10 protein-coding genes are annotated in these 14,247 nt (G+C 30.6%); 4 read left to right on the forward strand and 6 right to left on the reverse strand.

What is annotated here, in order from left to right; all coding sequences use genetic code 11:
• Positions 1 to 126 precede the first annotated feature (126 nt).
• The 3 genes from I6U48_RS21690 to I6U48_RS21700 all read right to left on the reverse strand — a co-directional run bounded on the left by I6U48_RS21690 (position 127) and on the right by I6U48_RS21700 (position 5,857).
• Positions 127 to 849 carry a LytR/AlgR family response regulator transcription factor gene (locus I6U48_RS21690; RefSeq protein WP_218322576.1) on the reverse strand — a complete coding sequence of 241 codons (723 nt, stop codon included), beginning with the start codon at positions 847 to 849 and terminating at the stop codon, positions 127 to 129.
• Between the two features lie 4 nt (positions 850 to 853).
• Positions 854 to 2,506 carry a LytS/YhcK type 5TM receptor domain-containing protein gene (locus I6U48_RS21695; protein WP_218322577.1) on the reverse strand — a complete coding sequence of 551 codons (1,653 nt, stop codon included), beginning with the start codon at positions 2,504 to 2,506 and terminating at the stop codon, positions 854 to 856.
• 315 nt (positions 2,507 to 2,821) lie between these two features.
• On the reverse strand, positions 2,822 to 5,857 hold the full coding sequence (locus I6U48_RS21700) for a vitamin B12-dependent ribonucleotide reductase (RefSeq protein WP_218322578.1): 3,036 nt from the start codon (positions 5,855 to 5,857) through the stop codon (positions 2,822 to 2,824).
• A 360-nt stretch (positions 5,858 to 6,217) separates the two neighbouring features.
• On the opposite strand from I6U48_RS21700, the gene I6U48_RS21705 reads away from it, so the two are divergent.
• The 3 genes from I6U48_RS21705 (at position 6,218) to I6U48_RS21715 (ending at position 8,318) form a co-directional block, all read left to right on the forward strand.
• Positions 6,218 to 6,721 (forward strand): gamma carbonic anhydrase family protein, encoded by a 504-nt coding sequence (locus I6U48_RS21705; RefSeq protein WP_218322579.1) that lies wholly within the window; start codon positions 6,218 to 6,220, stop codon positions 6,719 to 6,721.
• A gap of 191 nt (positions 6,722 to 6,912) precedes the next feature.
• Positions 6,913 to 7,788: an ADP-ribosylglycohydrolase family protein gene (locus tag I6U48_RS21710; RefSeq protein ID WP_218322580.1), complete on the forward strand. Its 876-nt coding sequence runs from the start codon at positions 6,913 to 6,915 to the stop codon at positions 7,786 to 7,788.
• 107 nt (positions 7,789 to 7,895) lie between these two features.
• A complete protein-coding gene (locus tag I6U48_RS21715; RefSeq protein ID WP_218322581.1) occupies positions 7,896 to 8,318 on the forward strand; it encodes a YaaR family protein in 423 nt (140 codons plus the stop codon).
• Between the two features lie 64 nt (positions 8,319 to 8,382).
• Here I6U48_RS21715 and I6U48_RS21720 read toward each other — a convergent pair whose 3' ends face one another.
• A complete protein-coding gene (locus I6U48_RS21720; protein ID WP_218322582.1) occupies positions 8,383 to 9,495 on the reverse strand; it encodes a Ger(x)C family spore germination protein in 1,113 nt (370 codons plus the stop codon).
• On the reverse strand, positions 9,495 to 10,898 hold the full coding sequence (locus I6U48_RS21725) for a spore germination protein (protein WP_218322583.1): 1,404 nt from the start codon (positions 10,896 to 10,898) through the stop codon (positions 9,495 to 9,497). Before I6U48_RS21725 ends, I6U48_RS21720 begins: the two co-directional genes overlap by 1 nt.
• Before the next feature lie 103 nt (positions 10,899 to 11,001).
• Between I6U48_RS21725 and I6U48_RS21730 the strand changes: the two genes are divergently transcribed.
• Positions 11,002 to 12,102 (forward strand): endospore germination permease, encoded by a 1,101-nt coding sequence (locus I6U48_RS21730; RefSeq protein ID WP_218322584.1) that lies wholly within the window; start codon positions 11,002 to 11,004, stop codon positions 12,100 to 12,102.
• 74 nt (positions 12,103 to 12,176) lie between these two features.
• On the opposite strand, the gene I6U48_RS21735 is transcribed toward I6U48_RS21730, so the two are convergent.
• On the reverse strand, positions 12,177 to 14,099 hold the full coding sequence (locus tag I6U48_RS21735) for an NAD(+) synthase (RefSeq protein ID WP_218322585.1): 1,923 nt from the start codon (positions 14,097 to 14,099) through the stop codon (positions 12,177 to 12,179).
• Positions 14,100 to 14,247 lie beyond the last annotated feature (148 nt).

A 14,247-nucleotide genomic window follows, 5' to 3' on the forward strand; every position in this document is an offset into this window, starting at 1 on the left:
TAATACCTTCTTTCCATTTTTTCATTCATTAATAAGTTAAATCGATTACATGTATTATAATAATACTTTTTACTATATAATCATTAATTATTGAATGAAATGCAAAGAACTATACATGAAATACATTTATATATTCATAATCTGTTTAAATTCTTTTAAATTACTTCTGCTTACAGGCACTTCGTAATCTATATCTTGCAGCTTTAAATTATAAGTATTATTAAACCAAGGTATTATTTCTCTTATTTTTGATATGTTTACTATATATGATCTGTGACACCTAAAAAAAATATCCTTTGGCAAAGTATTATAAAATTCAGATATGCTAAGATTTACTGAATACTCCTCATCCTTTGTGAATACGTGAGTTACTCTTTCTCTTGCAATACAATAATATATATTATCTATATCTACCACTATAATTTTTTCATTCTTCCAAAGGTTTATTTTATTAGTTATTTTACTTTTACGCGAAGTATCTTTCGGCCTGCTATAAGTCATTTCTAGCTTCTTTAACATAGAGATGATTCTAGATTCGGAGTAAGGTTTTAGTATGTAGTCAAAGGCTTCTATTTCAAAGGCCTCTACTGCATGTTCTTTATAGGCTGTTATAAACACTATGTAAGGTTTTTTAGAAAACTTACTTATATTTTGTGCAAGTAACACACCATCTAGTGAGGGGATGTTTATATCTAGGAATATAACATCAACTTCATTTTGCTGAATAAATTTAATAACATCGATCCCATCCTCGAATTCATCTACTATTTCTATACTGCTATAATTTTTAATAAAGTATTTAAGCTCCTCTCTTGCTAGGAATTCATCTTCTACTATTATTGATTTCATTTTCTCACCTCTTTATGTAAAATTCTATTTTAGTTCCTTTTTCTAATCTCTTTATTTTAAGGCCTTTTCCATAAATAATTTTAAGTCTTAAATGTACATTATAGAGACCAATTTTATTTTCAGGAACGTTATCGTTATAAACTCGTTCTATCACTTCTTCACTTATACCGATACCACTATCAACTATAGATATTTTAACCTTTTCTCCTTGGTCTTTTACACTAATACTTACAGTTCCTTTTCCTTTATCTTTTAAGATACCATGTATTATGGCATTTTCAACGAGAGGTTGTATTGTAAGACTTGGTATCTTGACATCTACAGCATCAATATCATAAATTATGTTTAATTTATCTCCAAATCTAGCCTTTTCTATTTCTATATAGTCTTTAACCTGCTTAAGTTCCTTTTTGATATCTATAAATTCATCATTTAGTTCTATGTTAAATCTTAAATAACTAGATAAGTTTATTATAAGCTCTCTTGCTTTATTAGGGTCTATTCTTATAGATGAAGCTATTGCATTTAAAGCATTAAATAGGAAATGGGGATTAATTTGTGTCTGTAACGCTTTAATCTCTGCTTTGTTTGCCATTTCCTTTATTTGTTCAATTTTTGATACTTCCATTAAAGTGGATATGATTTGAGAAAGCCCTACTGCAAGGCTTTGCAGTGAATAAGTTATCCTGTAAGCTTTTACATAATATATTTTTAGAGATCCTATTACTTCGCTTCTTTCTTTAAGCGGTATTATAATAGCGGACCTTATCATTTCACTTCTGTTATCTAAGCCGTTATTTTTTATGATTATTTCTTCACTATCTATGGCCTCTTTGGTTACATCGCTTATTGCCACATGACCCATATTATAATATTCTTGTCCAACTCCAACATAAGCCAATATATTTATTCTATCAGTTATAGCTACTGCATCCGCCTTAATATCTTCTTTTATAATATTGCATATCTTATTTAAGGAATCACTATTTATATTTCTGAAATATGGAAGAGTTTTGTTTGCAATTTCAAGGGCCAGCTTTGCCTGACTAGCAGCTATTTTCTCTCTATCATCTTCTACACTTTGAACTAATAAAACAATAAATCCTACGCTAACCTGACCAGCTATCATTGGAATAGCAATTTTAGATACAATGTCAGCCCCTAGAGAATATGGTTTACTTAGTATAAGTATAAGCGTCATTGTAATTGCTTCACTAAACATACCAGTGGCAATGCCAGCTAACCACTTGTATTTCTTTTTTACCTTTTTGTTAATATATCCAGATATTAATCCTGCAGCTATACTACTTATAAGACAAGGCATTGAAGTTATCCCATGGATATCTATTAAGTATCTATGAAGCCCGGATACAACACCTGTTACTATTCCTACTAATGGACCAAATAGCACGCCTCCAGATACGATAGTAATTGTTCTGACATTTACCAGTGAGCCTTCTACGTTTAGCCCTGTATAAGTTGCCATTACAGCGAATAAAGAAAATACTGTACAAAGAATTGCATAATCTTTTTTCTTATAATTCTCTTTTAGGAAAATTTCTCTAAAACTTTGTACTCTGGTTATGATAAATAAACATATTAGTAGTAATGTAGCTCTATTTACATATTGCATTAGTATATCATATACATACTGCAATAAATCGCCTCCCTTTTTAAAAAACTATAAAATTAGCTTAAGGTTTTACAACAGATAGCTGTTGTTAACTAAATGCTTTAGAAAATAATTATATCATAAGTGATAGTATAACGTTATTTCTTTGCTAAAAAGTGTTTAATCTTAAAATTCTTGTTTCTAACAAGATTTATTTTAGCAGAAAAAATAAGCTTTAAGTACTCAGCTCAAGTACCTAAAACCTATTTATATTTGAGTATTAATGAATAAATCTTCTTTTTCTGATAACCCTAAAAGTTGTACTTGGACTTTATTAAAGTAGAGAAATATTAACACAGTTTAGCTGCAGCCCGTAGTTGAACCGCAATCAAGACATACCATGCAGGTTCCATTTCTAACCATCCTAGTACTTGCACAGTTAGAACAGGTAAAACCATATAAACGTTCACCATCTATCTTTTTTGTCTTAAAGCCATTTTCAGATGTCTTTGACATATCAGCGGCAGTTCCAAAATTACTAGATAAATTATCTTCATCATAATTTTCTGGCTTAACCTGACATCTAGAAAAATCTCCGAGTTCTATATCAATTACCTTACTTATTAAATCAGATATAGAGGTTACATATTTTATATAAGGGTGTTTCTGAACAAATCCATAAGGTTCATACTTTTGACCTTTAAGCATTCTTGCTATATCCTGAGGCGGTACGTGATACTGGAGCATTACGGAAATTGATTTTGATAATGAATTTAAAAGCCCTGTAATTATAGTTCCTTCTCTATCAGTAGTTATATATATCTCGGAAATTTCACCATTCTCACGTCTATTAACAGTTGTGTATATTTTAACATCATCAATCTGAGCTGGGTGAGTGGTGCCTCGACGTATGCCAACCGGCTTATCACGTCTTGAGTATTTTATTCCCTTTTGAAGTTCTTTAGTTTTTTCAAGAAGCTGTTTATAAGTTAGATTCTCTAGTTTAGAATCTGCATTATCTGCTAAACTTGTATTTAATGGTTGAGATGCTTTCGAGGAATCTCTATATAGAGCAATCCCTTTAACACCAAGCTTCCATGAAGATAGAATAACATTTTTGAAATCTTCTATAGTAGCCGTTTTCGGTAAATTTACAGTTTTAGATACAGCACCAGATATAAGTGGAGTTATACAAGATACCATCATTACATGGCCCATTGGAGCTATGTATCTTTCCCCACTTCCGCAGCGATTAGAAGTATCAAATATAGGTAAATGTTCATCCATCAAATGAGGAGCACCTTCAATTTTACCATCTAATATTTTTTCATAAGTATAGCCATTCTCGGTTACAGTTTCTTTCTGTACTACATAATCTAGAATGTCTTCAATTTGCTCTTTAGTATAACCTAATTTCTTTAATGCCGTTGTTATAACTGGATTTATTATTGTTAGGAATCCTCCACCAGAAAGTTTTTTATAAACTATATGGCTAAAAAATGGTTCTATGGAGGTAGCACCACAATCCATAGCAAAAGAGATAGTGCCAGTAGGAGCTATAACTGAAACTTGTGCATTTCTATATCCGAATTTATAACCCAAGTCTAGTGCTTTAATCCAGCAATTTTTAAGAGTGAAACCAATAGATTTTAGTCCCTCTTTTTCTAATATTCCGTGATTTACTTTTAAAGGAGTATAGTTTAAATCTTCAAAGTTATCACTAAATTCTATGTTTATATCTTGTTCACTCAAAAGATTAGAGTCTACTCCAGCAGCTTTAGCATGGTTTCTAATAACTCTCATCATATAGGGTTTATTAATTTCGAATTTTTCAAAAGGTCCTATATCTTTAGAGATTAAAGAAGATATATAGTAGGAATAACCTGTTAATATACCAATTAATGATGAGGCTAATGTTCTAGACTCTTTTGAATCATAAGGATAGCCCATCACCATAAATAGTGATGCTATGTTGGATATTCCAAGACCTGTTGGTCTAAACATATAAGTTTTTCTTGCGATATCCTCAGTAGGATACTGGCCCCAATGTATTGATGCTTCAAGTATTAGTTGAGTAAGTCCTATTATATGTAGGTAGCCATCTAAATCAAACTTATTAGTATTTATGTCATAGAATCTATATATATTTATAGATGCCAGATTACAAGAGGAATCATCTAAAAATGCATATTCACCACAAGGATTTGTGGAATTAATTTTATTATAAGGGGCATTTAAAATTCCATCTTCACCAGCAGGACATGTATGCCATGCATTAAAGGTATCGCTAAATTGAGGAGCAGGATCTGCACATTGCCAAGCAGAAGAATTAAATGCTTCCCAAATTTCTGAAACCTTTTTTAATTTGTTTAACTTAGGATCTACTCTACCTTTAAGTTCTATAGTAGAATCTTGGTCTTTTGATAAATTATCAACTTTTTCCATAAAATAGTCAGAAAATCTTATAGAATTGTTACTATTTTGCCCTGAAACTGTTTCGTAAGCTTCACCATCTATATCTATGTCATATCCCATTTTACCTAGAGATCTTACTTTATTTTCTTCTTTCGCTTTCCAGGTTATGAATTCTATGATTTCAGGATGATCTACGTCAAGACAGACCATTTTGGCTGCTCTTCTAGTAGTTCCGCCAGATTTTATTGCACCGGCATTTCTATCCAATCCCTTTAAAAAGCTCATAAGTCCTGAAGAGGCACCACCGCCGGAGAGTTTTTCTCCTTTTGCACGTATGGATGAAAAGTTAGTACCTGTTCCGGAACCACCCTTAAAGAGTTTAGTTTCTGTAACATATTGTTCAGATATAGAGTGAGGGCCCAAAAGTTTATCTTCTATAGAAAGTATAAAACAAGCTGATGCTTGAGTTCTGGAATAGTTATCTGCACTTTCAACAACCTTGCTTTCTTCTTCATCAAAATAATAGTTCGATTGCTTACTACCTTTTATATTATAGGATTGAGCCAATCCTGTATTAAACCATTGGGGAGAATTAGGAGCATACATTTGATTCAATAGACCATATATGCATTCATCATAAAAAATGGAGGATTCCTCATCAGTTTTTATAATTCCTTCATCTTTTAAAGCCTCAACCCAAAAGTTAACCATCCTGTGTGCTACGGCTTTCATACTGTTTTCATAACCGGTTTCATTTGGTATTCCTGCTTTTCTAAAATACTTTGAAGCAATAATATCACAGGCAGTTTGAGAATAATGTTCAGGAAACTCTAAATCTTTCATATCAACTAATACTTTGCCGGTTTTATGATCTTTTAAAAATACATCGACCTTTTTCCAACTAAACAGGTCAAATACGGTTTTATCTTTATCCAATTTTTTAGTATAATATCTTTTAAATAAATCTTTTATAGAATCCAATAAAAGTTACCTCCTTAGAAAAATAGTATAGTGTTTGAATTTAGGTAATTATTTGCACAATGCACTACATATAGTATGAAGAAGAAAAAATGACCACTATATGTAGTGACTATATTATTATAGAATACATATATATATAATTCAAGGAAAACTATTTTGCATAAAGAAGCAAATTTTATGATTACTTCTATAAAACTCAAATATACACTGATTTAGTGTATATTTGAGTTTTATGCTACCTGAGAATTTAGGACATATTATTTAACTATATTTTAGAATTAGTTATAATCTATAATATATGATAAAATTAAAAAAATATTAATTTCATTACATATAATCTAAATTTAGGAGGAGAATTGAATGATTAGAAAATTTAAAGATAGAGCTCCTAAGATTCATGAGAGTTGTTTCATAGCAGATACTGCTGAAGTTATTGGAAAGGTTACTTTAGAAGAGAAGGTAAGCATATGGTTTGGAGCAGTTCTCAGAGGAGATGAAAATGCAATTTATATAGGAAAAGGTTCAAATATCCAGGATAACTGTACTGTACATGGGAGCACTAATGGTGAACCTACAGAAGTAGGTGATTATGTGACTATTGGACATAATGTGGTATTGCATGGATGCAAAATTGGAAATGGCTCCTTAATAGGTATGGGGTCAATCATATTAGATGGCGCACAAATAGGAGAAGGATCATTAATTGGCGCAGGAAGCCTTGTACCACCTAATAAGAAAATGCCTGATGGAGTTTTATGTATGGGTTCACCAGCTAAAGTTATTCGTGAACTTTCAGAAGAGGAAAAAGAATATATAAAATATGCTGCTGAACATTACATAGAGGAAATAGAAGCTTATAAATGAGCTAGAAATTAGAAAAGTTCATAAATATACTGAAGAAATTATTTTTTTATTCTTCAGTATATTCATTTTTTCACTTTTTACTCACCTTATAATAAGTGAAAGACTATAATATATTTAAAGAATAATTTGAATATTTTGTTAGTATAAGTAAGGATATAAGATAAATTTAGTTAAAAGGGAGGGGATTACAGATGAAAAAGCTTGATAGAATACTTGGCGGTCTATTTGGAGTAGCTTGTGGAGATGCACTTGGAGGCACTTTGGAGTTTTATTCTAAAAAGGAAGGAAAAGAAGAGTATGGATATCTAAAGGATATAATTGGAGGAGGAGTTTGGAATTTAGAACCTGGTGAAGTTACAGATGATACAATGATGACAATAGCAGTAGCAGAAGGAATATTAGAAAATCCAGATGATCCTATAAAAAGTATAGGGAAAAAGTTTTTAAATTGGTATAGAAGTAATCCAAAAGATATTGGAAATACTGTAAAGGCAGCTATTGAAGGATATAAGATTCATGGTGACTGGAGAAGAGCAGCAGCTTATGCTCATGACCAGCTTGCAGGGCAAAGTGCAGGAAATGGAACTTTAATGAGATGTCTGCCAGTAGCCCTCTACTACGATAATTTTGAAAAAATGATAAAGATAACAAAAGAGCAATCTAGGCTTACTCATTTTGATAAAAAGGCAGAAAGAGCCTGTGAAATTTATAATACAATTGTTTACGATTACTTAAGGGGTAAAGAAAAAATATCTACAATAGAAAGTGTAGTAAAAGCTTATGACGAATATGAAGAAATATTACTTACATCGAAAAGAGAACTCAATCCTTCAGGATATGTAGTAGATAGCTTAATATGTGCTCTATGGTGTTTTGCAAATACATCAAATCCAGAGGATGCTATATGTGAAGCTGTTAATCTTTATGGTGATTCTGATACTATTGGAGCTATAACTGGTGGGTTAGCGGGAGTATATTATGGAATAGAGGCCATACCACAAAGGTGGAGAGAAAAAATACTTTTAAAAAATTTAATATATGATCTTGGAGAAAAGCTTTTTATTTAAATATAAAAAATTATTTGTGAAATTTGATAAAATATTATGTATAATATTTATAAGGTTTAAGTGATGTTCAATATAGATATTAATAACAAAACTATGGAGGTAAAAATATGGAAATATCGAGGGTAGGAAGAGCAGCCAATGTTCCTACTGAAAAAAAATCCATAACAGTTAAAAAGGATTTTTCTCAAAGCTTCAATTCCCAAATGGAGCAGAGGTCAGAACAGCAGCTTAAAGAGATGTTTGACGATATAAAGAAAAAGGGCAATAGGCTTTCAATAACTAAATGCTATGCAGATGTGAGAGCTTACAAAAGAATGATAAAAGAATATCTTGAATCTGTACTAGGTTATATGTATAGAGTGAAAAAAGATATAAGTTTCTGGCAAACACAATACTTTATAACGGTAGATACTATTGACCAAAAGCTTGAGGAACTTACACAAATGCTTTTAAGTGATCAAAAAGAAAATTTAGGTGTAGCAGCAACCATTGATGATATATCCGGCCTTTTAGTTGACATATACAAATAAAACATAGATTATTAAATCTAAGGTTGTAAAAAGAGTTGTTGCACTGTATAAGTGCAGCAACCTTTTATTTAAAGCTAGATATATCTGAGGAACCTTCTATAAACACATGTGAATCAATTTCTAATTCAGTCTTATAGATTATATTACCTTCAATTTTTTCTCTAGGATATGCTTTATTGAAACTGTCACCTATATCAAATATATCTAATCCCATCTTTTTATTCTCTTCAAATAATTGGATACAAAACTTTTTTATGTTTGCTTCTGCGTTTTTTGACAATTGGTTAAGTGTTTTTGCATCAAATGATAAAGCTTTTTGAGCTTCAGTTATGCTGGTTTTTGTGTTTATTATTTTTTTTACATGGACTGTTTTGCCATCATAGTATACTTTAGTATCCGTTTTGCTTTTTAAAATTTCTAAAGTTACGAATTTACTAGGACAATTGGGATTTGGAATTTCCAGAGTACCGCCTTTGATCCTGTCTACAATAAAATTATAGCTCTCAGTTTCAACTGCCCTTAATTGACCTACCATTTTGTAATCTTTAATTATGGCACCATCACCTATGGAAACTTTATCTTCTAATTGATCTTTCTTTAATTCTATCATTGGGATAACACAAGCATTATTTTTTGAATAACTTTTATTTAAAAAATCGTTTAGGCTTAGTATTGTTCCCTTTGAAGACGCTACGGTATTATAAATAAGATCATGAATGAATAATCCTATATAATCCTGTTCCTTTAATTTAGTCTTAATTAACTTTTCAGGATCTCCTCTATAAATTACAATATCAGATCTTATTACAAATTCTTGACCCCTATCAAATACATCAATAAAGTTGTCTAAGCCTTTTTCAGCAGCTTTTGATGTAAATATTATTCCTCTACACTGTGTATAATTAATTTTGTAACTTGAAGATAAATTTATATCTCTAAAAGTTTCAAATAGAGTTTTTCCAGTTCCTTTAAATAATATCCTTGAACCTTTTCCAGAGGAACCATTTCCGCCTCTTGCAGGTTTGAAGGCTTCTTCATATACTATGGGCATTCCATCTTCATCTACATCAACTATTACTGAAGTTGTAAATATTATTTTATCTATGTCTTTATAATTGAAACAGCCAGTAAGTAAGCTAGTGCTTAGAATAATAAAATATATGATAATTTTTTTCATTACTTTTCATCCTTATCTACGTGTAAGATATTTTGAGATATAACATTTAGATTATCTCTGGCAACTAAATCCTTATAGTCCAATTGTTCGGATGTAGTAAGCGGCATAAAGTAAGGATAACCACAAGAATTTAAGGAGCCAAGGTGAGCACAGAATAGATATAGTGAAGTAAAAAAACCCATAAGTCCAAGTAATGATGACAAAAGTATGATAATAAGTTCCCATAAAATCATTGTGGTATTAAGCTTTGGAACTAAAAATGAAGTTATAGCTGAGAGAGCAACAATTATAACAGTGCTTTGTGAAGCTAGACCTGCACCAACTGCTGCATCACCTAATATTAAAGCACCAACTATGCTCATTGCCTGACCAATTGGTTGAGGTAACCTTATACCAGCTTCTCTTAAAAGCACAAAGAAAAAAGTCATAAGTAATACTTCAACTGTTAGAGGAAGAGGAACATCTGCTCTAGAAGCTGCAAGTCTAAATATAAATTCTAATGGAATCAGAGAAAAATGATAAGTAGTTAGAGCTACGTATATGCCTGGCAATGATAAGGATATTATAAATGCAACTATCCTTACAACTCGGCTGAAATTTGAGTAATATTTATTTAGATAATAATCATCAGCCATTTGAAAGTTTTCAATAAAAAAATATGGGGCAGTTAGAGCAAATGGAGTTCCATCTACTAAAATTGCTATTCTTCCCTCTAGTATTTTAGAGGAAGCTATATCAGGCTTCTCGGTATATCCAATGGTATCGAAAAACGTATGTTTACATTGAAATTGTTCTTGAATGTAATTTATATCAAGTAAAAAATCTAGAGAAATATTTTGAAGCTTTCCTTTCACATAATTCACAAGATTATATGGAGCGACCTTTTCAATATATAATAAAGCCACAGTGGTATTAGACTTATCCCCTAAAATCTGAGTTTCAACTTTTAAATCTGGATTTTTAATTTTTCTGCGTATTAAGGATATATTATCCATTATTGCTTCGTTGAAACCTTCTCTTGGACCTTTTAACACTGTTTCTGTTATTGGAGAAGTTATACTTCTTTTACTAAATCCCTTAGCTTCACAATATATTACTGAAGGTATAAAATCAAAGATTATTACTACATCTCCAGATAAGATGTGAATGACTGCCTCTTCCTTAGTTTTAATATCTCCAATTGAATTACTGAAAATTACATCCTTTTTTATACTTTCTATATTCGATTGTACATTATCGTTTAATATAAAAGGAGTAATTATATATTCGCTTATAAATTTAGAATCACAAAGATTATCTATAAAGAGTAGATTAATGGTACCAAGATTACATTTTAATGTCCTATTCTTAAAGTCTGAATTAGACCCTAATTTTGAATATATGTATTGTAAATATTCATCCATAAACATCACCGTTTTTATTATTTGTTTTTTTGAGGATAACATTCATTCTTTAGCAAATAATATTTCTATGGGAATATTTGCAATGGGAAATGGAGAATGACAGATGGATAAACTTAATTTTAAGCATTTGTTTTTTATAATATGCGCGACAGCAATACCAGCACTTAAAACTTATCCTCAAATATTCATGAGGGAAGCTGGAAAGGATAGTTGGATTTGCACTATAATAGCTGGAATAATTATAATTATATATTTTAATTATATATGTAAGGTTTGTGTAAAAAATAATTCCTTTAGTTTATATGAAATTTATACATCTGTTTTCGGAAAAATTATAGGAAATATATTGTTTATATTTTTTCTACTAACATTATTTTTATCTCTGTTTGGAAGTGCTTCGCTTGAAACTAATGTTGTACATACAAATTTATTTATAGAAAGCCCTAATTGGTATATTGCACTCTTTATTGTTTTGCCAGGATTATATGTTATGATAAAAGGTAAAAATGCTATTATGTTAGTTCTAATAGCCAATATGACTATTTCTATAATTAATGGAACAAACTTATATATGTTAACTTATCCTTTTAAAGAATACAATAGGCTTTTTCCGATTTTTGAAAATGGAGTAAATATCAAATTTTTAATGGGAATTATAAAAGCTTTAGGCCTTTATTCAGCAGTATATACAGTGATGCCTTACTTAGGAGAGATTAAAGAAAAAGAAAAAATACGACGATGTTCAACTTTTTCTCTTATTTTTGTTGCACAGATGATTGTAATATCTACTAATGGAATTTTGACAACCTTTGATGTTGAAAGAGCTAATGCTATAATTTATCCTAAGCTTATACAAACACAATTAATATCCTATTTCGGATTTATTGCTAGTGGGGAATTTTATGTAATATTTCAAGTACTAACTGGTTGGTTCGCAAAGTATATGGCGACGTTCTTAGCCATATTTCTTATATTGAAGGAATTTAATATCAAAAGGATGTGGAATGTAAAAGTTTTACCTTATACAATATCAGGAGTGATTTATATAGGTGTCTTATGTATTACTAATGATTTGTTAAACTTATTTAAATATATAAATTTTTATTCTTATATGTGTCTCATTAACTTCTTTATTATACCAGTCATTATATTTATAATATTTGATTTTAAGTCTAGAAGAAAAGTCCCAAAAGCACAATGCTAAAATTTATGCTTAGAGTAACTAGAGGAAACACTTAAGACATATTGTTTGTACAATATGCCTTAAGTGTTTCCTTTTTAGAATCTATTTTGCCAAAGCTTATAGCTTGCATCTGATGGCATTCGCCAATCCCCCCTAGGAGAGAGACTTACTGTACCAACCTTTGGACCATCAGGTAGTGCAGAACGCTTAAACTGTTGAGTGAAAAATCTCTTTATAAATATATTTAACCATTTTTTTAAAGTTTCTTCATCATAATAATTTTCAAATGCATGTTTAGCTAGAAATAGTATTCGTTCAGGGGTAGAACCATACCTTATAAAATTATATAAGAAGAAATCATGGAGCTCATAAGGGCCAACTATGTCTTCTGTTTTTTGTGCTATATTACCATTTGCATCTTTAGGTAGAAGTTCAGGACTTACAGGGGTATCTAGAATATCCATTAGTATACTTGAGACTTCCCCTTCCATTTCTTTTTGGGCTACATATTTAACTAAATACCTAACTAATGTCTTAGGGATAGAGCAGTTTACACCATACATAGACATGTGATCACCATTGTAAGTAGCCCAACCTAATGCTAGTTCAGATAGATCACCAGTGCCTATTAAGAGTCCGCCTTCTTTGTTAGCTATATCCATAAGTATTTGAGTTCTTTCTCTTGCTTGCACATTTTCATAGGTGACATCATGTTTCTCAACGGGGTGATCTATATCATTAAAATGCTGAAGACAAGCGGGTACTATATTTATCTCCCTAAAATCTGTACCAAGATTTTTACATAAGTTAACAGCATTGTTGTAGGTTCTATCAGTGGTACCAAAACCAGGCATAGTTACGGTTACTATGTTTTCATTTGAAATATTAAGCAACTTAAAGGTTTTTACTATAACTAAAAGAGCTAAAGTAGAGTCAAGTCCACCAGAGATACCAATAACAGCTTTTTTAAGTCCGGTATGGGTTATTCTTTTGGCTAAGGCTGAAGTTTGTATATTAAAAATTTCTCTACAACGTATTTCTCTTTGTGCTTCATTTGAAGGAACAAATGGGTGTTTATCAACATATCTATCAAAAACAACATAATCAGTATTTTTGAAGTCAAACTTTATATCAAGAACTTTAAATGGTATTAGTTTAGAACTATCTCTAAAGCTTACATTTCTTAATCTTTCATTATTTAGTTTATTGACATCTACTATAGAGGTTATAATCTGATTTTCTCTTTGAAATCTATTATTATAGTTTAAAAGAGTTCCATTTTCACCTATAAGTAAATCACCACTAAAAACTAAATCCGTTGAAGATTCAAATACTCCACTTGACGCATAAATATAAGAACTAATGCATCTACCACTTTGAGATCGAACAAGTTCTTTTCTGTATTCTGATTTACTTACTATTTCATTTGATGCAGATAAATTACCAATAATGTTGGCTCCTGTTAAGGATAAGTAGCTGCTTGGTGGAATAACAACCCACAAATCTTCACAGATTTCAAAGCCAAACCTAAAGTTTCCAGCAGTAAATATCAAATTAGTTCCAAAAGGAATATCCTTCTGGAAAAACAGATCTACTTTTTTATCTATAATACCAATGCCTTCAGTAAACCATCTTTTTTCGTAAAATTCTGTGTAATTTGGTATAAAACTTTTAGGAACTATTCCAAGAATTTGTCCCTCAAAAATTATAAATGCACAATTATATAAACAATAATTATATGTAAGAGGAGCTCCTACGGCTATAAGTATGTCTTTTTCCTTTGAATATTTACATAGTTCCTCTAAAGCAGCTAAGGAGTTATCGAGCAATAGTTTTTGCTCAAATAAATCGGCACAAGTATAGGAGGTTATACATAATTCAGGAAAAACAATAAGTTTTGAGTTCTTAGAAACAGATTGGTCTATACAATCTTTAATATTTAATAAATTAAATTCTATGTCAGCTACATTTGTTATGGGACAAGCAGCTGCTACTCTTATAAAATCACCAATTGACATTATATCATCCCCTTATTTTATGGGGCTATCGCACTATAAAAAAATGCGAAGCATTTTTTAGAGGACAGAGGACAGTAAAAATTTTGTGTCGCAAAATTTTTAAACTGTGTTAAAATAAGAAATACTAAGAAAAATTAAAGTCACCTAT

Origin of the sequence: Clostridium thailandense (assembly GCF_019207025.1) — a bacterium.
Lineage (GTDB): Bacteria > Bacillota > Clostridia > Clostridiales > Clostridiaceae > Clostridium_AM > Clostridium_AM thailandense.

Bases quoted from the DNA above. Each gene is read 5' to 3' on its own strand.
- I6U48_RS21690 (WP_218322576.1), bottom strand. From the start codon at position 849: ATGAAATCAATAATAGTAGAAGATGAATTCCTAGCAAGAGAGGAGCTT.
- I6U48_RS21705 (WP_218322579.1), top strand. From the start codon at position 6,218: ATGATTAGAAAATTTAAAGATAGAGCTCCTAAGATTCATGAGAGTTGT.
- I6U48_RS21710 (WP_218322580.1), top strand. From the start codon at position 6,913: ATGAAAAAGCTTGATAGAATACTTGGCGGTCTATTTGGAGTAGCTTGT.
- I6U48_RS21715 (WP_218322581.1), top strand. From the start codon at position 7,896: ATGGAAATATCGAGGGTAGGAAGAGCAGCCAATGTTCCTACTGAAAAA.
- I6U48_RS21720 (WP_218322582.1), bottom strand. From the start codon at position 9,495: ATGAAAAAAATTATCATATATTTTATTATTCTAAGCACTAGCTTACTT.
- I6U48_RS21725 (WP_218322583.1), bottom strand. From the start codon at position 10,898: ATGGATGAATATTTACAATACATATATTCAAAATTAGGGTCTAATTCA.
- I6U48_RS21730 (WP_218322584.1), top strand. From the start codon at position 11,002: ATGGATAAACTTAATTTTAAGCATTTGTTTTTTATAATATGCGCGACA.
- I6U48_RS21735 (WP_218322585.1), bottom strand. From the start codon at position 14,099: ATGTCAATTGGTGATTTTATAAGAGTAGCAGCTGCTTGTCCCATAACA.